At 44.0% G+C, this 25,145-nt stretch carries 28 protein-coding genes; 19 read left to right on the top strand and 9 right to left on the bottom strand.

What is annotated here, in order from left to right; translation table 11 throughout:
- Positions 1-416: 416 nt before the first annotated feature.
- The 5 genes from PN466_RS08290 (at position 417) to PN466_RS08270 (ending at position 4,866) form a co-directional block, all read left to right on the top strand.
- Complete coding sequence (locus PN466_RS08290; RefSeq protein WP_271938591.1) at positions 417-1,163, top strand: phycobilisome rod-core linker polypeptide; 747 nt, start codon at positions 417-419, stop codon at positions 1,161-1,163.
- A gap of 256 nt (positions 1,164-1,419) precedes the next feature.
- The gene (locus tag PN466_RS08285) at positions 1,420-2,187 is read left to right on the top strand and encodes a phycobilisome rod-core linker polypeptide (RefSeq protein WP_271938589.1); all 768 of its coding nucleotides are present in this window, start codon (positions 1,420-1,422) and stop codon (positions 2,185-2,187) included.
- A gap of 136 nt (positions 2,188-2,323) precedes the next feature.
- Entirely contained in the window at positions 2,324-2,614 is a 291-nt protein-coding gene (locus tag PN466_RS08280; RefSeq protein WP_271938587.1) for a CpeR family transcriptional regulator, read from the top strand.
- 145 nt (positions 2,615-2,759) lie between these two features.
- On the top strand, positions 2,760-4,184 hold the full coding sequence (locus PN466_RS08275; RefSeq protein ID WP_271938584.1) for a sensor histidine kinase: 1,425 nt from the start codon (positions 2,760-2,762) through the stop codon (positions 4,182-4,184).
- A gap of 118 nt (positions 4,185-4,302) precedes the next feature.
- Positions 4,303-4,866 (top strand): Uma2 family endonuclease, encoded by a 564-nt coding sequence (locus PN466_RS08270; RefSeq protein WP_271938582.1) that lies wholly within the window; start codon positions 4,303-4,305, stop codon positions 4,864-4,866.
- A 14-nt stretch (positions 4,867-4,880) separates the two neighbouring features.
- Here PN466_RS08270 and PN466_RS08265 read toward each other — a convergent pair whose 3' ends face one another.
- Positions 4,881-6,155 (bottom strand): HEAT repeat domain-containing protein, encoded by a 1,275-nt coding sequence (locus tag PN466_RS08265; protein WP_271938580.1) that lies wholly within the window; start codon positions 6,153-6,155, stop codon positions 4,881-4,883.
- Positions 6,156-6,403: 248 nt separating this feature from the next.
- On the opposite strand from PN466_RS08265, the gene PN466_RS08260 reads away from it, so the two are divergent.
- From PN466_RS08260 to PN466_RS08250, 3 genes are all read left to right on the top strand, one after another.
- Entirely contained in the window at positions 6,404-6,958 is a 555-nt protein-coding gene (locus PN466_RS08260) for a bleomycin hydrolase (RefSeq protein WP_271938578.1), read from the top strand.
- A gap of 87 nt (positions 6,959-7,045) precedes the next feature.
- Positions 7,046-7,540, top strand: a complete 495-nt coding sequence (locus PN466_RS08255; protein WP_271938577.1) for a bleomycin hydrolase — start codon at positions 7,046-7,048, stop codon at positions 7,538-7,540.
- Positions 7,541-7,706: 166 nt separating this feature from the next.
- The gene (locus PN466_RS08250) at positions 7,707-8,327 is read left to right on the top strand and encodes a HEAT repeat domain-containing protein (RefSeq protein WP_271938575.1); all 621 of its coding nucleotides are present in this window, start codon (positions 7,707-7,709) and stop codon (positions 8,325-8,327) included.
- A gap of 134 nt (positions 8,328-8,461) precedes the next feature.
- Here PN466_RS08250 and PN466_RS08245 read toward each other — a convergent pair whose 3' ends face one another.
- Together PN466_RS08245 and PN466_RS08240 are read right to left on the bottom strand one after the other, a co-directional pair.
- A complete protein-coding gene (locus PN466_RS08245) occupies positions 8,462-8,848 on the bottom strand; it encodes a hypothetical protein (RefSeq protein ID WP_271938573.1) in 387 nt (128 codons plus the stop codon).
- A 104-nt stretch (positions 8,849-8,952) separates the two neighbouring features.
- Positions 8,953-9,879, bottom strand: coding sequence for a LysR family transcriptional regulator (locus tag PN466_RS08240; RefSeq protein WP_271938571.1), 927 nt, complete (start codon positions 9,877-9,879; stop codon positions 8,953-8,955).
- A 591-nt stretch (positions 9,880-10,470) separates the two neighbouring features.
- On the opposite strand from PN466_RS08240, the gene PN466_RS08235 reads away from it, so the two are divergent.
- Positions 10,471-11,424 (top strand): hypothetical protein, encoded by a 954-nt coding sequence (locus PN466_RS08235; protein WP_271938570.1) that lies wholly within the window; start codon positions 10,471-10,473, stop codon positions 11,422-11,424.
- 27 nt (positions 11,425-11,451) lie between these two features.
- Positions 11,452-11,799, top strand: a complete 348-nt coding sequence (locus tag PN466_RS08230) for a hypothetical protein (protein WP_271938568.1) — start codon at positions 11,452-11,454, stop codon at positions 11,797-11,799.
- Positions 11,800-12,090: 291 nt separating this feature from the next.
- On the opposite strand, the gene PN466_RS08225 is transcribed toward PN466_RS08230, so the two are convergent.
- Both PN466_RS08225 and PN466_RS08220 read right to left on the bottom strand, forming a co-directional pair.
- Positions 12,091-13,218 carry a CO2 hydration protein gene (locus tag PN466_RS08225; RefSeq protein ID WP_271938565.1) on the bottom strand — a complete coding sequence of 376 codons (1,128 nt, stop codon included), beginning with the start codon at positions 13,216-13,218 and terminating at the stop codon, positions 12,091-12,093.
- Positions 13,215-14,774 carry an NADH-quinone oxidoreductase subunit M gene (locus PN466_RS08220; RefSeq protein ID WP_271938562.1) on the bottom strand — a complete coding sequence of 520 codons (1,560 nt, stop codon included), beginning with the start codon at positions 14,772-14,774 and terminating at the stop codon, positions 13,215-13,217. The genes PN466_RS08225 and PN466_RS08220 overlap by 4 nt, the downstream gene beginning before the upstream one ends.
- A gap of 105 nt (positions 14,775-14,879) precedes the next feature.
- Between PN466_RS08220 and PN466_RS08215 the strand changes: the two genes are divergently transcribed.
- The 6 genes from PN466_RS08215 to PN466_RS08190 all read left to right on the top strand — a co-directional run bounded on the left by PN466_RS08215 (position 14,880) and on the right by PN466_RS08190 (position 20,226).
- Positions 14,880-15,557, top strand: a complete 678-nt coding sequence (locus PN466_RS08215) for a response regulator transcription factor (protein ID WP_271938560.1) — start codon at positions 14,880-14,882, stop codon at positions 15,555-15,557.
- On the top strand, positions 15,523-16,848 hold the full coding sequence (locus tag PN466_RS08210; protein WP_271938558.1) for a sensor histidine kinase: 1,326 nt from the start codon (positions 15,523-15,525) through the stop codon (positions 16,846-16,848). The genes PN466_RS08215 and PN466_RS08210 overlap by 35 nt, the downstream gene beginning before the upstream one ends.
- 431 nt (positions 16,849-17,279) lie before the next feature.
- The gene (locus PN466_RS08205) at positions 17,280-18,533 is read left to right on the top strand and encodes an adenylate/guanylate cyclase domain-containing protein (RefSeq protein WP_271938557.1); all 1,254 of its coding nucleotides are present in this window, start codon (positions 17,280-17,282) and stop codon (positions 18,531-18,533) included.
- A gap of 335 nt (positions 18,534-18,868) precedes the next feature.
- Positions 18,869-19,483 (top strand): hypothetical protein, encoded by a 615-nt coding sequence (locus PN466_RS08200; RefSeq protein WP_271938555.1) that lies wholly within the window; start codon positions 18,869-18,871, stop codon positions 19,481-19,483.
- 48 nt (positions 19,484-19,531) lie between these two features.
- Entirely contained in the window at positions 19,532-19,981 is a 450-nt protein-coding gene (locus tag PN466_RS08195) for a hypothetical protein (protein ID WP_271938553.1), read from the top strand.
- A 32-nt stretch (positions 19,982-20,013) separates the two neighbouring features.
- Positions 20,014-20,226, top strand: coding sequence for a hypothetical protein (locus PN466_RS08190; RefSeq protein ID WP_271938550.1), 213 nt, complete (start codon positions 20,014-20,016; stop codon positions 20,224-20,226).
- 250 nt (positions 20,227-20,476) lie between these two features.
- On the opposite strand, the gene PN466_RS08185 is transcribed toward PN466_RS08190, so the two are convergent.
- The gene (locus PN466_RS08185) at positions 20,477-21,379 is read right to left on the bottom strand and encodes a hypothetical protein (protein ID WP_271938548.1); all 903 of its coding nucleotides are present in this window, start codon (positions 21,377-21,379) and stop codon (positions 20,477-20,479) included.
- Positions 21,380-21,708: 329 nt separating this feature from the next.
- Between PN466_RS08185 and PN466_RS08180 the strand changes: the two genes are divergently transcribed.
- A complete protein-coding gene (locus PN466_RS08180) occupies positions 21,709-22,428 on the top strand; it encodes a response regulator transcription factor (protein WP_271938546.1) in 720 nt (239 codons plus the stop codon).
- A gap of 427 nt (positions 22,429-22,855) precedes the next feature.
- On the opposite strand, the gene PN466_RS08175 is transcribed toward PN466_RS08180, so the two are convergent.
- From PN466_RS08175 to PN466_RS08165, 3 genes are all read right to left on the bottom strand, one after another.
- The gene (locus PN466_RS08175; protein ID WP_271938544.1) at positions 22,856-23,230 is read right to left on the bottom strand and encodes an element excision factor XisH family protein; all 375 of its coding nucleotides are present in this window, start codon (positions 23,228-23,230) and stop codon (positions 22,856-22,858) included.
- Positions 23,231-23,321: 91 nt separating this feature from the next.
- The gene (locus PN466_RS08170) at positions 23,322-23,663 is read right to left on the bottom strand and encodes a XisI protein (RefSeq protein WP_271938543.1); all 342 of its coding nucleotides are present in this window, start codon (positions 23,661-23,663) and stop codon (positions 23,322-23,324) included.
- Entirely contained in the window at positions 23,651-24,067 is a 417-nt protein-coding gene (locus tag PN466_RS08165; protein WP_271938542.1) for a XisH family protein, read from the bottom strand. Before PN466_RS08165 ends, PN466_RS08170 begins: the two co-directional genes overlap by 13 nt.
- A 424-nt stretch (positions 24,068-24,491) precedes the next feature.
- Between PN466_RS08165 and PN466_RS08160 the strand changes: the two genes are divergently transcribed.
- Together PN466_RS08160 and PN466_RS08155 are read left to right on the top strand one after the other, a co-directional pair.
- Positions 24,492-24,788, top strand: a complete 297-nt coding sequence (locus tag PN466_RS08160) for a hypothetical protein (RefSeq protein ID WP_271938539.1) — start codon at positions 24,492-24,494, stop codon at positions 24,786-24,788.
- Positions 24,789-24,791: 3 nt separating this feature from the next.
- On the top strand, positions 24,792-25,145 hold a 354-nt coding region (locus tag PN466_RS08155; protein ID WP_271938537.1), incomplete at its 3' end, for a PIN domain-containing protein.

Here is a 25,145-nt window from a genome sequence, read left to right as displayed (position 1 = left end):
AAAAAAAATCCGTAATGAAGGATTACGGATTTTCCTTGACAACCGAGGTTACTGCTGATGGAGGCGGGATAAGACCTGTATAGAGCAAGACGAAAGTTAGCTCTTTCGGAGGCAATCGCTTCAGAAGTCAGAAGCTGGCGTTGCGCCCTAATGGTACAATGTCGAGTAGTTCACACAGTTTTCTAGAGACTAGCTTAACGTTACTCTCTAGAGTCCTCGAACTGAAAAATCACAGAAAGAACTTTCACCTTTGAATCAAGATGAGGTTCAAAGTTGAGAATTCAGATCAAAACAATTGGGTTTAAGATGGGCCCTGAGAATCGGATTTAGGCGATCGCTTAGGGCTTATAATTTACCTGTTGAAAGGAAAATCCTTTTTTTAACTTATTGTAACCCCAAATACTCCAGGAGATTCTATGACAATTCCCTTGCTTGAATATTCCCCAACCACTCAAAATCAGCGAGTTGAGGGGTTTGAGATTGCTAGTCCTGAAAAACCTCGAATTTATACGACTGAAGGATTGCCTTCATCTGTAGAGGTGGATGAGTTGATTTGGGCTGCCTATCGGCAAATTTTTAACGAACAACAATTGATTTATCACAATTACAAAAATGCTCTGGAATCTCAGTTAAGAGCAGGACAAATTACTGTCCGTGATTTTATTCGTTCCCTCCTCTTATCTGAAAGCTTTCGGCGCAATAACTATGAACCCAATAGTAATTATCGGTTTGTAGAATTGTGTATTCAACGGGTACTCGGACGCGAAGTGTATGGAGAGCGGGAAAAATTAGCCTGGTCGATTGTTCTTGCGACGCAAGGATTAAATGGATTTGTCGATCAATTACTCAATACAGAAGAATACTTGACCCATTTTGGTTATGATACGGTTCCCTATCAGAGACGGCGGATTTTGCCCCAACGTTCTCAGGGAAATTTACCCAGTGCCCGGATGCCTCGGTATGGAGAAGATTATCGCCAGAAATTAGAATCTTTGGGTTATTTTCCACCTCTCATGCCGACTTATCGTTGGTCATGGCAGCGCCCTCCTTATCCAGGTTGGGTTCGTTTAACAGGCCGGCTCATTGCTCTCACTGGAGGAGGTTTATTAACCTTAGGAGTAGTTGCTGTAGCTTTAGCTGCTTGGGGAGTAATTTCCTTATAAATAAGGAACACTAAACTTCAGGAAATTTAGGTTGAAGATCAATGAGGTGTTGGCTTTGAGACCTACCTGTAGTAGACTAAGTTCATCAGCAAACTAAGCAATCAACAGTTGAGTAATATAACTTAACTGTTGCAATGTTTCTGATTATCGATCCAAACCTCGATATTACTCCTCCTGTATTCAAAATCAGGGAGAGGAAAAAGAGGAAAGACGATTAATTAAATAAAGCATTGAAAACCCATTCAGGATAATACCAATGAGTGTAGTATTAGATGACCCCATTGAGCTTTGGAGTGCCAGTAGCTTGGATGAACAGCAAATAGTAATTCGTGCTGTTTATAAGCAAGTGCTGGGAAATCCCCATGTAATGGATAGTGAACGGTTGGTTACCGCTGAATCCCAGTTGATTCAAGGAGACATCACCGTTCGTGAATTTGTCCGTGCGGTAGCAAAGTCTGATTTCTACCGTAGTCGCTATTTTGAATCTTGTGCTCCCTATCGATTTGTTGAATTGAATTTCAAGCATCTGTTGGGACGTGCGCCAGTCGATCAGGCGGAACTTTCGGAACATATTACTCTGTGTATTGAGCAAGGTTATGATGCCGAAATCGATTCCTATATCGATAGTGTGGAATACCAAGAGAAGTTTGGAGACAATATCGTTCCTTACTATCAAGGTTCAATCAGCCAAGTCGGACTAAAGCAAGTTGACTACAACCGCACTTTGTCTTTATACCAAGGTAATGCAGGCGTAGATAGCGCATTTAAAGGTTCTCGGTTGGTACAAGATGTGGCTACCAATTCAACAACGAAAATTAAGTTGCCTTCCACAGGTGGTCGTGTAGCTGCCTATCAAGATGCAACCGAGAAGACCTTTGAGATTCTGGTAACCGGATCTAAGTTTGATTGTCCCCGCCATGTTAGTACAACTCGGTATTTAGTCTCTGGAGCAAAAATGACTCCCCAAATCCAACGGATTCATCGAGCCGGTGGTAAGATTGTGAGCATTACAGAAGTGGCATAAAAATCGCCATAATACTGTGCCCTGGTAGTCAATCATTGGACAGATAAACAAGGGGTTAAAACCCCTTGTTTTGCTCTAGAGAGTTGAAAAGTTCTGAGTGGAGAGAGCTGTGATACCCCCAGTGGCTTGTCAAAAAATGCGAAACTGGATTAGAAATCGCTATTTAATCTGTTCCGGTAGTTTTTTTATATTTCAAAGTGTAGAATATTCAGCGGTAGAACGATTTGAAGAATGTGTATCGAGTTTGGGCGGAACTTTGATTTCTGTAGAACCAGCTCGGCGGGTTTGGATTGGTCAACATCGACAGGTGATTTTGTATCAAGCCAAGGCTAGCTTGCACACCCCTAATCATAACTTAAAACAGTATTGGTTACAATACGGTAGTTTTTATACGAAATTTAATGACCCTTGTGGGGAGGATAACTAAGACGGTGGACAGTTAAGAGTCAAGAGTTGGCGATCCGGAAATTGCAACTGATTTATTCGGTTCACCTCCTAGTCAATTGCCTAAAAAGACCGATACCCTCACAGGTAAGATCTGTCATAATTCGCGCCAGATGGGGGAAATGGTTATGTTTGAGTGGATGATGCCAACGTTAAGTGAAATTTTAGGGCAGTTGGAGCCGATCGCCAATGGTCAACATAAGGCTGAACGATCTTGGTGTGGAGCGATCGCCGCATTAAATGATTTGCTCGATCGAGACGAACTTTCCCAAGGCTTAATTCTCTGTAGCTCTCCTATTCTAGCCCATCCCCATCCCCAGATTACCTCTTGGCTGTTTTTACCCCTGCAAGAAACTCATTCTTTGCTGTTTAAACTCCCTCCATCTCCTTCCGAATCGGGAGACTTACCCCTCACTCCAGTTGGCTCTTCCCCGCTCTACGATGGTGCTCCTCTCTCGTCCGATCAGTCATCTTGTCCGCTCACTGCCAAAACCCTATTAGCACCTCAAGATCCGCTGCATTATGAACAATTTGCTGTGGTGTTAACCCCTTCATTGAGTTTGGTCATGGCGATCGCCCCCCAAACGACCGGAGATCTGGGATTTCAGTTTTCCTTTGACCCCCAGGATGTTGAACGGGCTTGGAATGCTTTGCGATCGCGAGTTTGCCTGACTGGGACTCCGGAGGATGTGCAGCATCTGGATAACCTGTATCACCAGTTTCCTCCCGTTGCTCCAGGGTATCAAACGGTAACGGCATTTAGTCGGTTGATGGTTCAATATCTCCCTGAACCTTCGGTTGCGGTATCGACTGCCGATCGATCTTCAGAGAGAGTGAAAAAACAAACGCCCCCATCACCGACAACAACGGCCTCTCAACCCGATCTAGAATTGCTTCAGGCGATCGCCCATGGAGTCAAAACTCCCTTGGCGACAATTCGCACCTATACTCGCCTGTTGCTCAAACGCTCTAATCTCCCCCCCGAAGTGTTGAAGCGTCTGCACACCATTGATCGCGAATGTACGGAACAGATCGATCGCTTTAATCTCATTTTCCGGGCTGTAGAACTCGAAACTACACCCACCAAGTCCCAATCTACCCAGTTAACCACGACTTCTCTAGCCCAGGTGTTTCAGGACGGTATTCCTCAATGGCAGAAACAAGCCGGTCGTCGTAACGTAACCTTAGATGTGGTTTTACCTCAACATACGCCTACAGTCGTCAGTGACCCTCATTTATTGGATCAAGTGTTAACCAATGTGATTCAGAATTTCACCTCGACGTTGCCCACCGGTTCCCATGTACAAGTCGAAGTGACTCCCGCAGGCAATCAACTGAAATTACAATTAATCTCAGAAACACCTCAAGCTTGCCCTAGTTTGTCTCCTTTTAAAGCATTGGGTCAAGTGTTGATGTTTCAACCAGAAACGGGGAATCTGAGCCTGAATCTGAGCGTCACCAAAAACCTGTTTGAGGCGATCGGGGGTAAATTTTTGATCCGTCAACGACCCAAGCAAGGAGAAGTGATGACGATCTTCTTACCTATTCGATAATATAGCGCTTCGCGCTAGGCAATAGGCAATAGCTTGTATGGCTTAGGTTCTAAGGCTTCAAGCTGTACCTCATAGAAGAGAGAAACACTATAAGTAACCATTAAGGAGGAAGAACACGATGTCTCTGACTGTTAAAGACCTAGAACAACTGCAAACCCAATTAAGCGATGCTCATCTGGACTATAGAACCGAATTAGTAGATGGTAAAATTATTGTTATGGGATTATCCGATTATGTTTCCGAAGTGATTATTGCCCGATTAATCTTTTTCTTACAAAATTGGGTAATTCCCAGATCTTTGGGTTATGTTACTGGCTCTTCGGCAGGGTTTCGCTTACCGGATGGCAATTTACGGGGGCCAGATGTTTCTTTTGTTCCTGCCCAGAAAATGCGTCAAGCTCCCCGTGCTTTTGCCGAACTGGTTCCAGATTTAGCTATTGAAGTTCGGTCAGCATCTGACAATATTAAACCCTTGGTGGAAAAACTGGAGAAATTTTTGGAGTTAGGGAGTCAAGTTGGGATTTTAGTTGACCCCAAAAATCTAATAGTGACGGTTTACCGTGCGAACAGTAAACCCGTTGTTCTCAGCAGTGAAGATACGTTGACTATTCCAGAATTATTGCCGGGTTGGGAACTTTCAATTGCCGAAATTTGGCCCCCAGTGTTTGATGAAGAACTGTAATAAGGGTTGACCGATTAATGAGAAGCCTGAGTTAGAGCTTTGGCTTGTAAGATTAAATCCTGATCTTGGGCACAGATCTCCCCTCCTTTACGATCTCCTAATTGGTCTAATGCCAAGAGAGCTGCATACTTGAGATCGAAAATCGATGTTTTCAGGGCCTCATGTAACAGGGGAATGGCTTCTGTTGCCCCTAAATTCCCTAGGGCGATCGCCGCAGCAGCCCTAGATTTTTGGAATTGAGGAGCTTCATTGTGCAAGGCTTCTACCAGCAAATTGTAGGCAGGTGAGTACCCTAGCCATCCCAAGAGTTTGACCACATGATAATGAGCGCCATAATCATTATTTGCTTTGTCAGCAAACGTGGCTAATAAAGCTTCTGGTGCCTCTTGTGGGTAGGTGTGCAGGAGGGTATGGCTGGCTAAATAACAGCGCCCAAAATCCGTGCTATAGAGTTCATTAATCGCAAACTCTATGGTGGGGGTTTGGTCATATTCATGGACAAATTCTAGGGTATCTGGATGATCTCGGATGACCTGGTCAAAATAGGGTTCGACCTCGGAAAAGGTGAATTTCTGGGCAGCAATTCCACTTTGAGCCAGATGTTTAATCCCTCGCAGACGAAATACAATGGAAACCGGACATTGGACAATTCTGGGCAGAGCTGGATAATGATGAGTATCCATTAAATCTTGGATGCAAGCTCGGCGCACATTAAGATTGTCACTATGCAGAAAGCCCACTACCCGATCCATGGAACTGAAATCACCACTTAACTGACAAGTCGCGGCGATCGCCACACTGGAAATACACAGATCGTCTGAGTCTATAAACGGTTGAATTGCCTCTAGAGCAGGTTGATAGCCTAACTGGGTCAGAACTTGGATAATGACCCGATAGCTTTGATTCGGTTGCTGCAACAGTTGGCTGATTTGTTCTAAAATTTGCGGGTCATCTGTCCCGATCTGGCCGATCGCCCAAACCGTATTCTCCACTGTATAGATATCCGAGTCCGTTAAACACTCGCGCAGGGTAGGCATGGCGATCTCAGCCTTCAATCGTCCCAAGCTCTCCACCGCCTTACGTCGGGCAATCCGATTATACAGATCGTCCTCCTGATTTTGAATGGCCTTGATCAGGGCAGCTATCGACCGTTCTGTGGGATAGCGCATCAGGTGACAAGCCGCCACATAGCGATCGCTCGGATCGGCTAACTGATCCAAAGGCATCTCTAACAGGGCGATCGCCTGGTCTTCACTTAAATTAAAAAGCTGAGAAAATCGTTTATCCATAACTCAAGCACTGAACTAGCATCAGCAGATTTCTTAAAAATACCTTGAAATCAACCCTTTCTGGATCAGTGATACCGTTCTTTACCGATTTATCATCTGGCAATCATTAATAAAATCCTCCCAATTGTAAAGGATTATTACATTGTTTATCATAAAGCTACCATCAGTCCCCATCATCTCCTATAGTCAGTTATGACCCGTGCAAAACGGGTCACTTAAAATTCAACTATTGAGAGGGAAACATTTCAATGCTTGACGCTTTTTCGAGAGCTGTGGTATCAGCAGATGCCAGCACTTCCACTCTGAGCAGCGACAAAATTGCTGAACTCAAAGGTTTTATTTCTGAAGGCAACAAGCGCTTAGACGCTGTTAATGCTGTAGCTAGTAACGCAAGCTGCTGCGTTTCTGATGCAATCACCGGTATGATTTGCGAAAACCAAGGCTTAATCCAAGCTGGTGGTAACTGCTACCCCAACCGTCGTATGGCTGCTTGCTTACGTGATGGTGAAATCATTCTTCGCTATGTCACCTACGCCTTGTTAGCTGGTGATGCTTCTGTTCTCGAAGATCGGTGCTTAAATGGTCTGAAAGAAACCTACACCGCGTTAGGAGTTCCCTCAACTTCTACCGTTCGTGCAGTACAAATCATGAAGGCCGTTTGTGTTGCTCACATTACCAACACCAACACAGAAGAGCGTGCTGGAGCAAAATATCGTAAAAACGATACTCCCCAAGGAGACTGCTCTGCGTTAGCTGCTGAGTGTGCTGGATACTTCGATCGCGTTATTTCCGCTTTAAGCTAAAACCGATAAATCACTGCACCGAAGATCTACGGGCAATCGTCCCTTAAAAAGTAACACCGATCACATAAACCTGGAGATAGTAAAGAAATGAAATCAGTTCTCACCACGGCTATTGCTGCTGCTGATGCTGCTGGTCGTTTTCCTAGCAGCTCTGACCTAGAGTCTGTTCAAGGTAGCCTCCAACGTGCGGCTGCTCGTTTGGAAGCTGCTGAAAAACTCAGCGGTAACGTTGATGCTGTTGCTCAGGAAGCTTATGATGCTTGCATCAAACAGTATCCTTACCTGAACAATTCTGGTGAAGCCAACTCTACCGATACCTTCAAAGCTAAGTGTCTGCGTGACATCAAGCACTACATGCGCTTGATTAGCTACTGCTTGGCTGTAGGCGGTACTGGCCCTCTTGATGAGTGGGGAATTGCTGGACAGCGTGAAGTTTATCGTGCTTTAGGTCTGCCCACCGCTCCTTATGTTGCAGCTCTTAGCTATGCTCGTAACCGGGGTTGCGCTCCTCGCGATATGTCTGCACAAGCTCTAGTTGAGTACAATGCTCTGCTAGACTATGTAATCAACTCCTTATCCTAGTCTATAACTGGGAAAAATTTGAGTTGGATTCTTGATCCTTAATGTTCAAGAATTAAACTTTAGAGAACTCTAAGTCTACAGCTTGGCTTCATATGCAGTCAAGTTCAAGACTTAGAGTTCTTGGTTTGTTAAGCCTTAATTGTTAATCCTTCTATAGTTAAATACAATGACTTCAGATACTAACGCTTTATTTACACAGCTTACACATCCCAATCCAAATTTAAGAGAACGTGCCATGGTACAGTTAGCTGAAAATCGAGACGAAGATACCATTGGTCGCTTAATTGAGATGGTGAAGGAAGAGAATGTGGATATTCGGCGACCAGCAGTGAAGGCGTTAGGGGTAATTGGCCCAGATGCGATTGTGCCCATTGTTTCCCTATTGGAGTCAAGTGATAATTCAACCATTCAAACGAGTTGTGTGAAAGCGTTAGCCCAAGTGGCGGTCAATCATGGGCCTGATGCTTTTCCAGAAGAAGGAGTAGACGGTTTAAAGCTGGCCTTGAATCATCCCAATCAACTGGTTAATATTACTGCAGTGATGGCATTGGGGGCTGTAGGTTCACCAATGTTAGAGTTGTTAGTAGACACCCTAAAAACAACAGAAAATGTAGCTTTAGGGGTATCAATTATTAATGCTTTGGCCTCTATGGGAGATGCTCGCGCGACAGAAGTCTTAACCCAATTAGCCAATGATGAATCGGCGGATACTTATATTCGGGAATCAGCAACTAATGCTTTACCTCGCTTAGAGCAAACTATTCAATATAGCGCTGGTAATTCATAATAATAATCAGAATAAATGAGGCACAGCAAAATGTAGTAGAGGCGAAACATGTTTCGCCTCTACTTTAGGTTATCTAGGGGTTTGTAAACGGTTTCAGATCCTCAACACCACACTCAGCCTGAACTCAAAGACTCTTATCCTTCAATCGGTTCATCACTGGTATAACTAAGATAGGCTTGATAGCCTTGATGTTTCAGCTTGCGTACCAGTTGAAAAGTCGGTCGATGTTCTTGATTAAAAGACGTAGTTAACTGAATTTGAGTGCCTACAACAAAACCTTGATCGGGAATAGCCAATTTACATAAGGTAACCTGATTGAGGGGTACTTGAGCAACTTGGGCCAGTTGTTCGAGATCAGCCGTTTCAGTATTAATTACAAAAGCGCTATAACCAATCTGAGGACACTCTTGAAGAGTCCTATCGGACGGTAATTCAAAATTGAGTTGGGCAAAAGCAGGTGCAGATATTCCCAACGCGAGGGAGCAGAAAGTTGCTGACACTAGAGTATCAATGTTAATCATAGAGTAATTGGGGATAGGTTAGGTGAGGCGATCGCCTTTGTCATCTTCCCTACGATTACGACTGGCTATCACCCGGTTAATTTTTCCCTAATCTAAAACAGACCTTAGTGAAGCTTGTCCATGGCTGTCTCTTCAGCCACTTTTTTACCTTCATCCAACAGATACTCTAAGAAAGCTGTTGCGACTACGGATAACTGTTTACCATTGGGATAGACGACAAACCAATTGCGTTCAATGGGGAAATGCTCCACATCAAGGATTGCCAGCTTTCCAGTAGCGCCCTCTAGAGCTAAGGTATGTAAGGATAATACCGACAGACCTAAACCGCCCACGATCGCCTGTTTAATAGCTTCATTCGAGCCTAACTCTAGTTTCACTTTAACGCTAATATTCTCCTGATTAAACAGTTTCTCAACGGCACGACGAGTTCCCGATCCCTCTTCCCGCATAATAAACGGTTCCCCAGATAAGCGCTCGATGGGAATCTTTTGTTGTCCCACTAGGGGATGTTCTCGCTGGGCCAAAACCACTAAGGGATTTTCCAGAAACTGGTGAGCTGCAACATCTAAATTTTCCGGCACTTGGGAGAGAATATAGAGATCGTCAAGATTTTCGGACATGCGGGCTAGCAATCCTTCATGGTTGAACACCTGAAGGGCAAAATCTACACCCGGATAGCGTTGACAGAAGGGCCCCAGTAAGCGAGGAACAAAATATTTAGCAGTAGTGATTACACTGAGTTTAAGCTGTCCTTGTTTCAATCCCTTTAAGTCAGAAATGGTCATTTCCAATTGGGATATGCGGTCAAAAACGTCACGACAAGCCGCGAAAAGTTCCTGACCTGCCTCCGTCAGATATAATCGTTTACCAATTTGTTCAAATAAAGGCATTCCCACAGCCTTCGTTAATTGCTTTACTTGCATGGAAATGGTAGGCTGGGTTAAATATAACTCTTCTGCTGCCCGCGTAAAGCTGCCGTGACGGGCTGCGGCTTCAAACACTTTTAATTGATGCAGAGTAGCTTGCCTCAAAACCTGTTCCTCAATTAGAAATTTTTATTCATAGATATAAATCTATCATATTTATTATCAATATTGCATTACCCCTATCGATATTCTTGCGCTATCATCAGGATCAGAAAGAGCGAAAGAAACCCTTCCGAAGAGGATGCTACCCGGCGATCGCCAGTTGAAGAGGTTGGCACAGGACACCCAAATTCCTAGCTTTGCAGTTCGCCCCATTTTGGCAGCAGTAAAGTATTTCCCTCTTAAGCTGGAACGTTCAATGGTGTAGCATCCTTTTTTTTCACTATTTCATCCCATGTTCACAAGGGGGGAAATAAACACTTGTCACTGCGATCGCGCTTGCCTCCCGTAGGCGTATCACTTGGCTTTCTCCACTTATTCCATGGCGAGATCACTCCTGTTGGTACTTGCTGCTCCCGTAGTGGCGATCAGGGGCTTATAGTCAATTTAAATAACAGTCAGAGTCATACCATACCCATTATATCTTCATTTTCTTTTATGAAGTGCAGCTTCATAAAGAAATGTTACGCACCACTTGGATTCATTGTTGCATGTCTTTTATTCTTAAATCTTTTTGCATTCTGGAAAACTCTAGCAGTGATTGTACTGATTTCTAAAAACATTGCCTTGGGATTTTTTTATTACCAAATGACGGAATATGCTAATGAGGTTTTGTATATTAGAGATAGTCTTAGTAAAGAACAATCAAATAAAAAAAATTACATCATGATTAATTGGGCAAGCTTAGATCCGGCAGCCTGTTCAGGCATTCAATTGCCCAGGCTAAGCTTTTATAACACCTATGCAATTGATCGCAATAAGATAAATTTACAGAAGTTTTGTCACGAGCTATACACAATTATTTTTGAAAAAATAAAGAGCGGTAGCTTAGAGAACGTTTCATTAGATAGTGTCACTTACCAATTTACAGTTGATGCATCTGAACGTCCCTATTTAATTCTTAGGCGAAGTCTGATGCGTTGGAATGCCAAAGCGACAATATTTATACGGTTTCTCCCATATGGTGATAATCTTTATGTCGGTCTTAGTAGCTTTGTCCTTGGAACTTTGGACTTTCATCGGTTAATTAGAAAAGCTTGGTTTTCTCTTGTAACTATAGCTCCTATAACATTTGCAGCTATGCTAAGTCTGGCATTTGTAAGTGTAATTCCTGTAATAGGATTAGCACTTGCTCAGATCATTCTTGCAGTTGTAGTATTAATTATAGCTTCTATTTTATCCATGATATGCCCACAACTATCATGGTTAGTTATTAGGGGCTATAATCTTAAAGAATCGTTACAACAAACATTCATGAGAGGTCTTGACTTAGATATTTTCAATACTGATGATGCTGAAATGTTTATGATCAGTACATTAAATTTAGTGGCCGATACAATAAAAGCATCTTTTGAAGCGGAAGGTTTACCTGTGGATGCTTTAGAGAACTTTGTTGTTAACATCAGCCAAAACTTCCAAGGAGCTGTAGGGGTTGTTGCTGGAAATGTTTCTGGTACTATAGTTACAGGTGATCCATCACAGAAGAATTGAATTACTTTCAACAGGAGATTGGAAAAAATGTCGGATATACCAAAAGTTCAACAAACCTTTAGTGGCGCTCAGATAGGTAGTGTGTTTGGCGGTGACAATAAAGGAATTATACACGTTAATCTTCCAGAACAAAAGCAAACATTAGCAGAGGCGGCTCATGAAATTCAGCGTCTTCTCAAACAGCTAGAAGAAAATAACCCGGAAGCGACCCTGGAGCAGAAAACAGCTTGGGTCAATGCTGGTGTAGATCCGACCCTTAAAAAACGTGCGGTTAACGCTTTGAAGTCTGGTGGTAAAGCTGCCCTCAATGAATTTTTAGATAATCCCTATGTGAATATAACGATGGCAATTGTTGAAGGTTGGAATGAAGGTTGAGCTAAGGCGAGGCAATCTCCTTCTCTTCTAAAAGCACTCTTGCACTGTAATCGTGCAATACTGTTCCTTCCTCCTTAATGTTGTTTAAAGCAACTTCACTGTAGGCTCAAAATGCTGCTTCTCCATATAAAGTGAGCTGATTCAGTATATTACTCTGAGGTGGAGAAAATCGCATTAGAGCCATCAGAAGTTCAAGAAAACTCCCTTTAATAGCTCGTAGCAACTGACCTGAATAGCGATCTCCAATCTCGTAGTGCTGTGAACACAGCGTCAGGGCACTACGCTGATTTCCTAGCCTTGATTGACCTCTAGCAGGCGAGAAGTCATGAAGCGATCCATCCACGATTCAAAATAGGCTCGGTTGGCCTGTTTTTGCTCTGGATCGTTGGTGTCGAGGGGATGGGGAGTTAGTCCTTTAATGGCTGCAGTGGTGACGCAGTACATGGACTTCTGGAAACTGACACAGATTTTCACTAAGAGATCATCTTCGCCGCGACGACTGCGTTGATAAAATTCGTGCAAATAATCGGGGATGAAGTGACGCATATCCTGCATGAGCAAAGTGGGAGGAATACCTGCACCTCCAGTGGGGAGGGGGTCAGCGTAGAGCGCTCCATAGTTAAATTCGGCTTGTTTTCCCGGAATTTGCCGAGCTTGGGCGTTGTAAGAAACGGTTCCGAGGAAGGGCGTGCCGCGAAAGAAGATGGTATCGACGTAGGGAACGGCGGTTTCCATTAAGAATTTGAAGTTTTGGGAAGGGGGGATGAGGTCGTAGGGTTTGCCGCTAATGGTTACTGTGTAGGTGATGGGGGTATTGGCGGCAGCAACTAAACCCGCGAGAACATGCTCGACGACTTGGGGAATAGACTGGATCTCTCGCCGATCGTAGCGGTCTGAGAGGTCGATAAACATATCACTCATGACGCGCCAAAACTGACCTAGGGCGCTGGTATAGACCATTTGCCGCACTTGTTCGGGGAGAAAGTCGGGAAAGAGTTTATGGAGTAGTTGCACCCCTGGGTTGTATTTAATTTTAGCGGCGATCGCCCGCTCTGCATACTCACCAAAAGCCGCGCTATCCAAGTAGATATCCATTTCTCCACCACCATGCCAGAGCATCACGCGCATGACATACTCGGCATATTCATAGTTAATGCGATCGTGCCACCAATGTTTGAGCAGTTTTTGCAGAGTTATTTCCCCATTGAAGTACTTAAAGAAGGGGAAGAGGACTAAAAACTGTTCCTGAGCCATATAAATCAGGTTTTTGGAATAGGCATCCAGAACGACTCCATAGCTTTTGAGAATACCTACTACTTCCAGGAGATTTTCTTGAGAGTGGGGTAGCAATTCACCACCGGCTTCTAGACGTTCAATGTAGGAGGCAAGGGGATGTTTAGAGGGGGAAAGGGCGATCATGGGGTAAAATAGGTAATAGGTAATGGGTAATAGGGGAATAATGCAGAATGCTCCGTGTCCCCGTGTCTCCGTGTCCCTGTGTCTTCCCCACTCAAAATGGTGTTACTCGGAAACATGGCCGTACTGGTGGCTTCGCTCCACTGGACGAGGGTACTGGGAAAGAGACCGAAGAAGACGATCAAGAGGGTTAGGGCGATCGCCGGAATGCGATCTGACCACTGCACTGGGGGCAGGTTTTGCACGACTTCGGAAAGGCGGCCAAAGAAAGTACGATTCACTAAGAGCAGGTAATAAACAGCAGTTAAGCCGGTTCCCACCATACAGATGAGGGTGGGTATGGGGAAGGTGGGGAAACTGCTCCAAAAGACCAGAAATTCGGAGACAAACCCAATCATACCGGGAATTCCGGCGCTGGCCATCACTCCCATAATCATTAAGCTGCCAATGAGAGGTAGGCCGCGCTCTGGGTTCAGGAGGCCTTTTAAGATATTGAGATCGCGGGTTCCGGTTTTTTTGTAGACAACTCCCACAACCAGAAAGAGAACAGCAGAAATCAACCCATGGCTGACCATTTGCACGATCGCCGCCAGGAAGCTGAGGGAAGTTGCCGTTGCACCAGCGAGCAATATATAGCCCATATGGGCGACGGAGCTGAAAGCGACCATTTTTTTCATATCGGTCTGGGCGATCGCACTCAAGGCTCCATAAATGGCGCTAACAGCAGCCCAAACTGCTAGGCCAGGGGCAAGGAAACTCCAAGCATCAGGAAGCAGGAGGAGGCCAAACTTGAGCAGTCCGTAGGTTCCCAGTTTCAGCAATACGCCAGCGAGGAGAACGGAGATGGGAGCAGAGGCTTCGACGTGAGCATCGGGAAGCCAGGTGTGGAAGGGAACAAGGGGAATTTTAATGCCAAAAGCGAGCAGGAGACCCCCAAGGAGGATCAGTTGGGTTCCCAAAGGTAGGGTTTGAGCGATCGCCGGGTCATAGCTAAATGTACTGGCTCCGCTTAACCAGGTGATGCCCAGGAATGAAGCCAAGAGGGCAATACCGGAAACGGCGGTATACATTAAAAATTTAGTTGCGGCATATCCCCGACGCTTTCCACCCCAGATGGCGATCAGGAGATAGAGGGGAATCAGTTCGAGTTCATAGAAGAGGAAGAACAGGAGATAATCTTGGGAACAGAAGGCTCCAGAAACGCAGGAGTTGAGCAGCAACAGCAGGGCATAATAGAGCCTAGGCCGTTGGATCTGGCGATCGCTGCTTGCAATGGAGACGAATGTTAATAAGCTGTGCAGTAAGATTAGGGGAAAGGATAGGCCATCAATGCCCAGATGGTAGGTTAGGCCCAGGGCTTCTAACCAGGGTACGAATTCTGTCAATTGCAGTTGGGACAGATGGGGATTAAATTGGAGAGCGATCGCCACTGTCCAACCCAAGAGGAAAAGGCCGAGGGCAATGGCCAGTTTGCGTAGGGTTTCAGGTTTGATTTCAGCGGGCCAGAAGGCGATCGCTGCTGCACCTAAAACCGGGCCCCAGATCAAAACACTGAGCATTGACGATCCTAAATTGATATGATTGAGGTTTGCAAGGGTTGATTGTTTATTTAGCCTATCAAATCATGGGCGATCGCAACAGACTCTAGTCAGAATGAATTTAAGATGAAAATTTTATTGGTAGAAGACGATGTTCGTATTGCCGAAGCCTTAGCAGAAGCATTAAGCGATCGCCATTATACGGTTGATACTGCCGAAGATGGGGAATTAGGGTGGACTTTTGTAGAATCAGCCCCCTATCATCTCATTCTTTTAGACGTGATGCTCCCCAAACTCGATGGCATTCAATTTTGCCGCCGACTGCGACAACATGGCTATACCATTCCCGTGCTAATGCTGACGGCTAGAGATACTAGCACCGATAAAGTGATGGGATTAGATGCCGGAGCCGATGATTATGTGGTTAAACCCTTTGATTTACCAGAATTGATGGCACGGGTAAGGGCACTGCTGCGCCGCAATAGCGATATTTTACCCCCGATCTTGGAATGGGGAGAACTGCAACTTGACCCGAATACTTGTAAAGTGGATTATGCAGGGAAACAGCTCCAACTTACACCTAAAGAGTATAGCTTATTAGAATTATTTCTTCGCAGTCATGGGCGTTGTTTAAGTCGGAGTGCCATCTTAGATCAAGTGTGGTGTTTTGAAGAACAACCGGGGGAAGAAACGGTCAAAGTGCATTTACGTTCCCTGCGCCAAAAACTCAAATCTGCTGGAGCGCCCGCTAATTATATTGAAACAGTGTATGGTTTGGGATACCGGCTCAATCAAAACCTCTAAACGCCCGTTTAACCGTTTGCGCTGGCGGTTATTGCTGTCCTATTTAGGGGTGATGATGGCAATTTTGGGGAGTTCAACCCTAGCCGTTTATCAGTTTTTTGCGACCAGTTTATACACCCAATTAGATCGACAGTTGTTGACGTTAGCTGATGCTGGAATGCATGGTTTAAATGCTGTTAAAGAACGATATGGGAAGAGTGATGCTAGTGCCCCTCTCTTAGATAATGATGGAGATTTAGATATTCCTGGGCAAAATTTCCGCCAACCGGATCAAGGGATTGAATGGTTTGATCAAACCGGGCAACTGTTAGCCAAACAAGGCCGTATTATTCCTCCTTTTCCCCTGATGCTCCGTACTTCTAATGAAGCTTCTGGACATACGGTTGCGGGGGAAATTCGTACTCTGACGTGGGTTGCCCATCAGCAAAATCAGGACGATCGCAAAATTGAAGGCTATGTGCGCGTCAGTCAATCTACAGAAGCGGTAGAGGAAGTGCTGGTAAAGTTGCGTTGGGGGATGATGTTAGGGGGAGCGATCGCCGCCAGTTTAACCACAGTCGGAGGCATCTGGTTAACGGATCGCGCCCTCAAACCTATTGAAGCCAGCTTTAACCAACTGAAACAGTTTACCGCCGATGCTTCCCATGAGTTACGATCGCCTCTGACTGCCATCAAAACCTCCGTTGATGTTATGCTCTCCCATCCAGAGCGTGTCCATCCCACCGATGTCAAAAAAATGGATGCGATCGCCAGCGCTCTCAAGCAAATGACACGGTTAGTCGAAGATCTACTCATGTTAGCCCGCAGTGATCGAAGCACTCATCCGAGTGAATGGGTAGTGCTTCCCCTCGAAGAGCTATTAGAAGACTTGGTAGAGTTATGGTTACCCCAAGCAGAAGCGAAAGACATTACCCTGCGATCGCAATTAATCACCTCTGCCACCGTGCAAGGAGATGCCTTTTTATTACAGCGCTTATTTGCCAATCTGCTCGAAAACGCCTTAAACTATACTCCCGCAGGCGGCACCGTCACCGTTTCCCTCAAGCAACAAGAGAACGCGATCGCTGTTTCCATCCAAGATACTGGTATGGGTATTGCCCCCGAACACCTGCCATTAATCTTCGATCGCCTGTGGAGAGCAGACAAAGCTCGCACCCATCGCACTGGAGGTTCCGGCTTAGGCTTGGCGATCGCCAAAAGCATTGCCCAGCAGCATCAGGCAAAAATCTTAGTCACCAGCCAATTAGGTGTAGGCACTTCTTTTCAAGTTCTTCTGCCCACTCATTTCTGATATCAAGTCCGAGTAATCCGTTTAACTATGTACAGTGCATTTTCACTCCTACATTGTTCTGGTAGAACATTACTTGTTGCCTGTTACCTATTCCCGAACGTAAAGCATTGCATCATAGCCAATTAACTGGACTGGATATGACTCTTTCCGAGTTTTTTACGTTTCATCCCTACACTTGACCCAAATTTTCCACCAACCTTGCCCCCAAGCATAGCTCAAATGGACTCATTTTATTTCCTGGTTAAAACTTATTCCGTTCTCCCCTATCGTCCCTTCTTGTTAATACTATTTCTTGTTCAGGTTGCCCCTAATCGACTTTCGGGAGGCCAGTTACTCTTAGACCCTTGTTTAAGGCATCATCATACAGAAATAGTATAAGCTAAGATCAGCACATAAATACCAAACATGGGTAACTTATAGAGGGCATTTCCATGAATCGAGAGAGGAGAGTCAGAGCGAGACCATCAATTCATCCTCCATCTCAGAGTATCTTAAAGCAAAAGTTGAATGATAGCCAATGGACTCGATTCATCAGTGAACTCTTAGGAAATAGCGGCCATTTTCTAATTGTTAAAATATTAACGGATATCATTTTGGATGGCTGGTTGGAATTTATCCAAGACCCGACCGAATATATCTTAATTGCAGCCATGTTAGTGCAAACCTGGTACTTGTCTCGACCCAGTTCCCATCGATTTTGGGGCAATATACTAGGTGTTTCTATTTACACAACAATTGATTTACTTACCGATGGCTTAGAGTTTTTTCAAGATTATATTCATATCATTTTTTGGTTGTTTTCTTTAATGATTGCGACCTTGCAACACTACAGATTTAAGGGGAATAAAAACAGAAAAAACTGGATTATTCCCTTAGAAAGTTTCGTCCGCAGTGGCATGATTGTTGCTTTCTATGTTGCCGTAGAAGTGCAGTCCTATGAACTACCGCTCTATTTCGAGTTAACCTCTAAGTTTTGGGAAGAAAGCTCCCATATTTTCTTAGTCGTCAGTATGCTCTTAGTGGGAACGCTCTTAGGTTTGCAATCTTTGCAAATTACCAAACAACGAGAAGAACTACAAGAGACGGCTAAACTATTAGGGAATATGGCAGAATGGGGCATGGGCACTCATGTGGTGGAAACTGCCCTGAGTAACCCAGAAGCTTTAGCCTTTCAAAAGTGCGATCGCACCATTGTCTTTATGGATATTCGCGGCTTTACCCATTGGTGCGAAACCACCTCACCGGATTTAGTCGCCTCAGTTCTCAATCAATATTATACTCAGGTTGAACCGGCTGCCTCTGCCTATCAACCCCTGAGAATTACCTTTACAGCCGATGAAGTCATGGCTATTTATGCCACTCCAGAACAAGGCATTGCCGCAGCAAAAGCCATGCAAAAAGCTGCCTTAAATGTCCTTAATGCCCATCATATTGGTGCAGGCTGTGCCGTTCATTGTGGACAAGTGACTGAAGGTTTATTTGGCAGTCAAGATGTACGCACCTATACTGTAATTGGAGATGTAGTTAACACAGCAAAACGCTTAGAAAGCGCCACCCCAGCCGGAGAAATCACCCTTTCTGATGCCGTCTATCGCTCCATCACCCAAGACTTACCAGTTAAACCTTGTGAACCCATTACCGCTAAAGGCAAATCGGAGAAACTAATCGCTTGGCGATTAGGGTAGGGTATGGGGATATGGAAGAACGTAGAACAATAGGCAATTAGAACCTATTTCTAAAGAAAAAGTAAAGTCTATAGCGTTTCCCTCTTCTATGACGTATAGCTTGAAGCCTTAGAACCTAAGCCATACAAGCTATTGCTAGAGAGCCTATTGCCTAGCGCGAAGCGCTATATATTTAAATGAATCAAGGTGTCCAGAATAAAACGAATCAGTAGGATAAACTAAGTTAAAATAACTATAAATTGTCGATAAATATAAGCTAGGTTTCTTCCCTACTTCTTTACTTTTCATCGTTAGTCTGAGAATAAAGCTGAAATTGTATGGGAGGAAACGCTTATATGGTATTACAGCCTTCAGAATCGAGTCAGTCATCCTTTCCTCGATCCATGGATATTGCCACAACTTGTGTGTATGGATTGAGTTTTTTATCCGCAGGATTATTTCTTTTTCTACCATTAGTCAATCTCTTAAGTCCCAGTCCCTGGCAGCGTTATATGGGAGCCATTCATGGATTTGCCGCTCTATTTGCCACTGTCGTTATTTCCTATGCTGGACATTTAGCCTTTCCCTTAATGCGGGGAGTTTCTAAAATTCTACCCCAAATGCGAACCTTAACCTTTTGGTCAACTGTGTTATCCTTTCTGGCGATCGCCTCTGGAAACTGGGTATATATGCGCTATCGTGCCCCTGAAAATGGTGCCAGAGCTTGGTTACGGGAAAACACTCCTTTAGTTCATTACCTCTTTATGGAGTATCACGAATTTACCGTACTCTTCACCCTGCCATTAGGAGTCGCTTGTACCTGGGTGTTATGGAAATATGGTGACTCAATTTTAGACAAACAAAATCGTCCAGTCCTCACCGGAACCTGTTTAGCACTAATGGCAATGATGTTTTTTGGAATTGGCGGATTAGTCAGTGGATTGAATGTTGCCAGAATGCATTCTCTCTAGGCACTCACTTACGATTCTTTTATTGTGTATCCAAAGGAAAAATAGATTATGCATACCTCACCCATCTATGTCAAATATTGGAACCAAATCAAGCGATTTCCTGGAGGTTTAGCCACAGGAGCTAAGTTAGCTCCTACCGTATCCGGGCCAGCCGCTGCCGCTCTCGTCAGTGCTGCATTCAGTTGTTTTCTCCTCATGGTCAACCAACATTTATGTAGCCTATTCCCAGAGTGGAATACTATCGTTTGGAAATTAGGGTATTGGATTCCTGGTAGTAAAAATCCCGATCCAATTTATGGCGAAATTGGTAGTTATTCCGGTAAAGAAACCGTCATGCTAATCGGTTGGATCGTCAGTTGGTTGATGCTCCACCAATTCTGGAAACACCGAGAAATTAAATTTTCCACCATTTTCTTTTATCTCTTTACTTTTTTAGTAGCTGCCACCGTTATGAACTGGCATCCCCTGTTCCCTTACTTGCCCTTGATGCCTAAGTAAACGGTCTGTCCATTATTTTGAGGTCAATACTCATGTTAGAATCATTAGAGAACAAACCTGTACCATCCAGAGTTGAGCAACGCCAAAAGCTACATAAATATGTCTTCATTTGTGTGGGGGTTTTAGGTCTATTCCTCGCGACATTTCCCCTAGCGTATTGGCGAGTGGCTCAAAGCGATCAATTTAATTCTGGTCCCTTTAACTCTTTGACTCCTGAACAAAGCCAAAAATCCGAATTTGAGTAAGGATTTGAGCTGACTTAGCAATTCGTTCAGTAGTGGACCGACAAGCTTAAAATAGAGGGCAACGCGATCGCCATAATCTAAATCAGTTGTGATTTGTAGAATATCGCTTACCCCCCAAATTAAGTTTGTCAGTCCAGGAGGGTGGATATTCCCTACCCTACAAATTTGCTGGGAAACTAGGGGCTTAGAACCAATTGTTCAGCACACTATCATAGAGATAATGGTAAGAGCGCCCAGTACCCATTACCCATTAACGCAATTTATCTGCTTCTCGTTGAGCGGCTTGGCTATTCTCTTGATAGCGAATAGTTCGGTCCTGGGCAATCTGATACCGGTCATCAGAAGCCGATACTTCACCCATTAAATCACTCGCTTGCTGCCATTTTTCGGCTAAGGCTAGCCATTCCTGCTCTGTTTGTGCCGTCAGTCCCTCATTCGCCGCAGCTTGAGCTAGACGTACCGCCTCCGGAAAAGGGTCAGTAGTAGGAGGAGTAGCAGTAGATGGAGTTGAGGGGTTAGTTCCTACCACTGGTGGGGTATCAGAATCAGAATCCTTGGGTGTTCCCCACCAAGACAGAACTCCTAATCCAGCCAAAACGAGGACACCACTGAATATAGCGCCACCGATAATGCCTCGACGGAATTGGCGCTGTTCCCGTGTTAACTGGGAGGGAGTATAATTGGGTAGGGGAGTCTTCCGCTTTCGAGAGGACTGAGCCTGACGGTTATAAGACCATTGTGTTAATAATCCAGGTTTTCTGAGTACAATGAGTTCTGACCAAAGTAGTTGACCCTCTGGGTCTTGCTGAATTTCTTCTAACCACAACAGTTGTTGCTCGCGCACCAGGCGACTATTAATATTCACGCGCCGAATATGGCGAGGGGCAATTTCCTCTAAAATCATGGTGACCTTCTCCACCACTGGGGTTTGTTCCAATTGACCCTCTGTTTCTCCCTCACATAACAGTTGTAGAATCCCCCGGTCTAAAACTGCCCTAGTACGAATCCCTGAGTTAGCCAGTTTTTCATTCAATACCTGAATAATAGCGGCAACGCTACCCTGGCGAGCTTGCTGAAAAATATTATCCATCGGATCGACCCTCTGTCCTGTTGGCGTAAACCCTGGTGGAGCATCAAAGATATTGTTTTTCATTGTGGTTGGCGTGGACTCATTTTCAAGGAACCTGACTTGCCGTAAATCATACTTCAATCTGGCTGCCAACGTCATTAACGTCTGTGCTAACTGGGGATTTTAGGGAGCGATCGCTTCCCATACCCCATTCTGCTTCTACCCGCACTATACCCATGACCACAATTGCGTATAATCTGTAAGGAAATCTTAGGATAGCTACTTATTTCTGAGTGCAGCTTAAAATCAGAACAAGTTAAGTTAAGATTTCTACGATCGCAAACTCCTTTCCTATCTCTCCTAGCTCGAGCGTGGAGAGAGCCAACCGCCCACTTTAGAAACCTACTTTAGCAATGCCCCGGATATTAGTCATTGATGACGATCCCGCAATCTCAGAATTAGTTGCTGTCAACCTGGAAATGGCTGGCTATGATGTCAGTCAAGCACCTGATGGCATTAAAGGCCAAGCCCTGGCGATTCAATTGCTTCCAGACATGATTGTGCTGGACTTAATGCTGCCTAAAGTTGATGGATTTACCGTCTGTCAACGTCTGCGTCGAGACGATCGCACTGCCGATATCCCCATCTTGATGTTAACAGCCCTCAGCCAAACCCAAGACAAGGTAGAAGGTTTTAATGCCGGTGCAGATGATTATCTCACCAAACCCTTTGAAATTGAGGAGATGTTAGCACGGGTGCGGGCCCTGTTGCGACGCACCGATCGCATTCCCCAAGCGGCTAAACACAGTGAAATTCTCAATTATGGTCCTCTCACTTTGATTCCAGAGCGCTTTGAGGTCATTTGGTTTGATACGACTGTTAAACTCACTCATTTAGAGTTTGAGTTACTTCACTGTCTTCTCCAGCGCCATGGGCAAACCGTTTCTCCGAGTGAAATTCTCAAGGAGGTTTGGGGATACGATCCCGATGATGATATTGAAACCATTCGGGTTCACGTTCGCCATCTGAGAACCAAATTAGAACCCGATCCCCGTCATCCGCGCTATATCAAAACGGTTTACGGTGCGGGTTATTGTCTGGAGTTGCCTTCAACTAAATCAGAAGCCTCTTAACATTCGATCAACCTACAAGAGTGGGTTCAGCCTAGGGTTAACCCATTCAACTGTAGGATTGATCTCCACCACGGCAAAGAAATTGAATCTCTGAGAAAAGCGACGATGATTTTCTGATGATCCGTCTTTTGTCACTCTAGGAAACGGAACCTTAAAGTCACATCCTTAAACTCATTCAGGACATGGTGTTATGCTTCTAGAGAGAGCTGAGATATTAACCTTAGCATACGAGCGTATCATTAAGAGAGTTAATCTCCATCACTAAAAAATGGTTTCTCTAGAACACAAATCTAATTTTCCACCCGGGCCAAAAGGCTATTTACTGTTGCAAATGTCTCAACTGCAACAGAAACCGATTGAATTTTTGGAGGAGATGTGGCAGAACTATGGAGATTTAGTTCGTCTGCCAATTATGCCAGGGTTTAGCTTAAATATAGTCTATCATCCCGACCACGCTGAACATATTTTGTCCAGTCATCAAGAAAACTATGGCAAGCCTGATATCTTTGATCGCAAGATAAATCTCATATTCTGGTTCGGTTAAACCAATAAAATTCCGATAAAGAATATATTGTCCCAGAGCAATCTCAAAGTCGCGCATTAATGAAGGACTAAGAAAGCTTTTAATTTCGACGACAATTTTACGATCGCGCTGTTCTGCTAGAATAGTTTTTTCTGCTGAAAGATCCGCAAACAATTCAGCATCTTTATATTTAATCTTGTAAGGATCGGCTAGAATTGCCCAACCATCCTTAATTAAAGCGTTTTTGACTGCATCATGGTAAGTGTCTTTAGCTGGCATTTCCCTCCTATGTGTGAGTTGAGGATACTGGTATTATAGCATCGCCCCCACCCCCCCTCCCGATTCTCTCCATCCCAGTAAGCACCAGGGTTTAGGCGATCGCGAACTCCGTAAACTTCCGAGTTTCAGGGGAATGAAACGCCAGTACAATGTCCTCTTTCGGTACACCTTCCCTCAGTAGCTCAGTCGCAATTCCTTCCTCTGTCCAATCTTCTTCTATGTATATTTTCTCATTTTTGACTCTTACATAGACAGAAACAGCTTTAATTCTTCTGCCATCTTTCCAACCAATATTAAACCAGAGATATTGATTTCTTTCATCGTCAAACATTAAGACTTCATCGATATCTAGATCGGGGACTTGTGCGGAAATGCGATCATACTCGGTTAAAATATTTTTGATCAGAGTCTGATAGTGGATTAGTTTGTCCATTGGATAATTTCCTCTTGATTCAGATCGACAACTAACAATGACACTTGATAGGTTTGAAGAATAAGTTTAATTGCTACTTGCTCGAAAAACTTTTCATAGATATCCTTGCCAATGGCTAGGTAAATTTCACAGTTAGGTTGGCTTATAGAAAGAAAAGTTTTGTAAATCAAGTATTGACCTAATGCTGTCTCAAATTCCCGCATAGGAGAACGACTGAGAAAACTTTTGATTTCAATCACAATTTGTCGTTCTTGTCTAGTTGCAGCAATGGTTTTTTCACTAGCGAGATCGGCGACTAATTTAACTTCTTCATATTTGATGGGATAAGGATCGGCAGTGATTGTCCAGCCATCCTTGACTAAAGCGTTTTTTACGGCATCATGGTAAGTGTCTTTGGCTGGCATCTCCCTCCTATGTGTGAGTTGAGGATACTGGTATTATAGCAAAGGCGATCGCCCCCACACCCCCCTCCCCATTATCCCTATCCCAGTGAGTGTAACGGTTTAGGCGATCGCTTGCCTCCGTAAACTTCCGAGTTTCAGGCCTCAGGGGGTGACAACAGGCTTTAATCTAAGGCTACGCTTGGCTTTGAGCCTTTAATATGCCCAAAAAATCTCAGCGATTTTTTGGGCAAGTAACCCTCTAATGTGATGCTATGGTTATGCGATCGCGACCATTGAGTTGATGTTTTCAGCAAAATACCACCGAAAAAGGTCGCTATAGCGACCTTTGACCTGCCTTGTCACCCCTTGAGGTTTCAGGCATATGAAACACTATTTTAGGTTATGATGAGATTATCTTCATCTAAACTACGAGGAGGTAAGTGTCATGTTATCCACTGATATTAGACAAGAATCAATGCTTAAAAGAGTTGAAGACGTTGTATCTGTGATTATGGAAGAAAGTCCTTTATTCAAGGAAGATCTCGATTATGTAAAAACCGTACAAGATTTAGTAAGACTGTTCCAAGAGAATTTACCTTTTGAAGAATTTAATACCATGTCAGATGGAGAGTTAAAAGAACATTGTAGTTTTATTATGGCTACAGAACTATTCGCTAAAATTGGTGAAGATTTCCCCCCTGAACAAATGGCTATTTTTGAAGATGCAGTTAAACGGAAATAGAAGATGAATTACTTGTTAGATACTAATATTGTGTCTTTAATGGTGAAACAAAATCGTCAAATTTTAGAAAAAATCAATAATCTTAAATCGCGAAGAAAAAGTATATTTATAAGTTGTATTACTTATTTTGAAGTTAGACGGGGTTTTTTAGCGGTTGATGCCCCTAAACAAAGAGAAAGATTTAATCTAATTTGTCAAACATATCCAATTATTTTCTTAGATGATTTAGTCATATTGGAAAAAGCGGCTGAAATTCATTCTAATCTGAGATTAAGGGGTTTACCGATACAAACTGAAGATGTTTTAATTGCGGCGAGTGCAATGATTAAGGATTTGATTATGGTTTCTAATGATAGT

The organism is Roseofilum reptotaenium CS-1145 (genome assembly GCF_028330985.1).
GTDB lineage: Bacteria > Cyanobacteriota > Cyanobacteriia > Cyanobacteriales > Desertifilaceae > Roseofilum > Roseofilum reptotaenium.
This window is presented reverse-complemented; position numbering and strand designations above follow the sequence as displayed.

Bases quoted from the DNA above. Each gene is read 5' to 3' on its own strand.
- PN466_RS08175 (WP_271938544.1), bottom strand. From the start codon at position 23,230: ATGCCAGCTAAAGACACTTACCATGATGCAGTCAAAAACGCTTTAATT.
- PN466_RS08160 (WP_271938539.1), top strand. From the start codon at position 24,492: ATGTTATCCACTGATATTAGACAAGAATCAATGCTTAAAAGAGTTGAA.
- PN466_RS08190 (WP_271938550.1), top strand. From the start codon at position 20,014: ATGTTAGAATCATTAGAGAACAAACCTGTACCATCCAGAGTTGAGCAA.
- PN466_RS08275 (WP_271938584.1), top strand. From the start codon at position 2,760: ATGTTTGAGTGGATGATGCCAACGTTAAGTGAAATTTTAGGGCAGTTG.
- PN466_RS08185 (WP_271938548.1), bottom strand. From the start codon at position 21,379: ATGAAAAACAATATCTTTGATGCTCCACCAGGGTTTACGCCAACAGGA.
- PN466_RS08230 (WP_271938568.1), top strand. From the start codon at position 11,452: ATGTCGGATATACCAAAAGTTCAACAAACCTTTAGTGGCGCTCAGATA.
- PN466_RS08260 (WP_271938578.1), top strand. From the start codon at position 6,404: ATGCTTGACGCTTTTTCGAGAGCTGTGGTATCAGCAGATGCCAGCACT.
- PN466_RS08210 (WP_271938558.1), top strand. From the start codon at position 15,523: ATGGTTTGGGATACCGGCTCAATCAAAACCTCTAAACGCCCGTTTAAC.
- PN466_RS08225 (WP_271938565.1), bottom strand. From the start codon at position 13,218: ATGATCGCCCTTTCCCCCTCTAAACATCCCCTTGCCTCCTACATTGAA.
- PN466_RS08265 (WP_271938580.1), bottom strand. From the start codon at position 6,155: ATGGATAAACGATTTTCTCAGCTTTTTAATTTAAGTGAAGACCAGGCG.
- PN466_RS08195 (WP_271938553.1), top strand. From the start codon at position 19,532: ATGCATACCTCACCCATCTATGTCAAATATTGGAACCAAATCAAGCGA.
- PN466_RS08165 (WP_271938542.1), bottom strand. From the start codon at position 24,067: ATGCCAGCCAAAGACACTTACCATGATGCCGTAAAAAACGCTTTAGTC.
- PN466_RS08220 (WP_271938562.1), bottom strand. From the start codon at position 14,774: ATGCTCAGTGTTTTGATCTGGGGCCCGGTTTTAGGTGCAGCAGCGATC.
- PN466_RS08255 (WP_271938577.1), top strand. From the start codon at position 7,046: ATGAAATCAGTTCTCACCACGGCTATTGCTGCTGCTGATGCTGCTGGT.
- PN466_RS08250 (WP_271938575.1), top strand. From the start codon at position 7,707: ATGACTTCAGATACTAACGCTTTATTTACACAGCTTACACATCCCAAT.
- PN466_RS08215 (WP_271938560.1), top strand. From the start codon at position 14,880: ATGAAAATTTTATTGGTAGAAGACGATGTTCGTATTGCCGAAGCCTTA.
- PN466_RS08280 (WP_271938587.1), top strand. From the start codon at position 2,324: ATGCGAAACTGGATTAGAAATCGCTATTTAATCTGTTCCGGTAGTTTT.
- PN466_RS08285 (WP_271938589.1), top strand. From the start codon at position 1,420: ATGAGTGTAGTATTAGATGACCCCATTGAGCTTTGGAGTGCCAGTAGC.
- PN466_RS08290 (WP_271938591.1), top strand. From the start codon at position 417: ATGACAATTCCCTTGCTTGAATATTCCCCAACCACTCAAAATCAGCGA.
- PN466_RS08205 (WP_271938557.1), top strand. From the start codon at position 17,280: ATGAATCGAGAGAGGAGAGTCAGAGCGAGACCATCAATTCATCCTCCA.
- PN466_RS08270 (WP_271938582.1), top strand. From the start codon at position 4,303: ATGTCTCTGACTGTTAAAGACCTAGAACAACTGCAAACCCAATTAAGC.
- PN466_RS08170 (WP_271938543.1), bottom strand. From the start codon at position 23,663: ATGGACAAACTAATCCACTATCAGACTCTGATCAAAAATATTTTAACC.
- PN466_RS08180 (WP_271938546.1), top strand. From the start codon at position 21,709: ATGCCCCGGATATTAGTCATTGATGACGATCCCGCAATCTCAGAATTA.
- PN466_RS08245 (WP_271938573.1), bottom strand. From the start codon at position 8,848: ATGATTAACATTGATACTCTAGTGTCAGCAACTTTCTGCTCCCTCGCG.
- PN466_RS08200 (WP_271938555.1), top strand. From the start codon at position 18,869: ATGGTATTACAGCCTTCAGAATCGAGTCAGTCATCCTTTCCTCGATCC.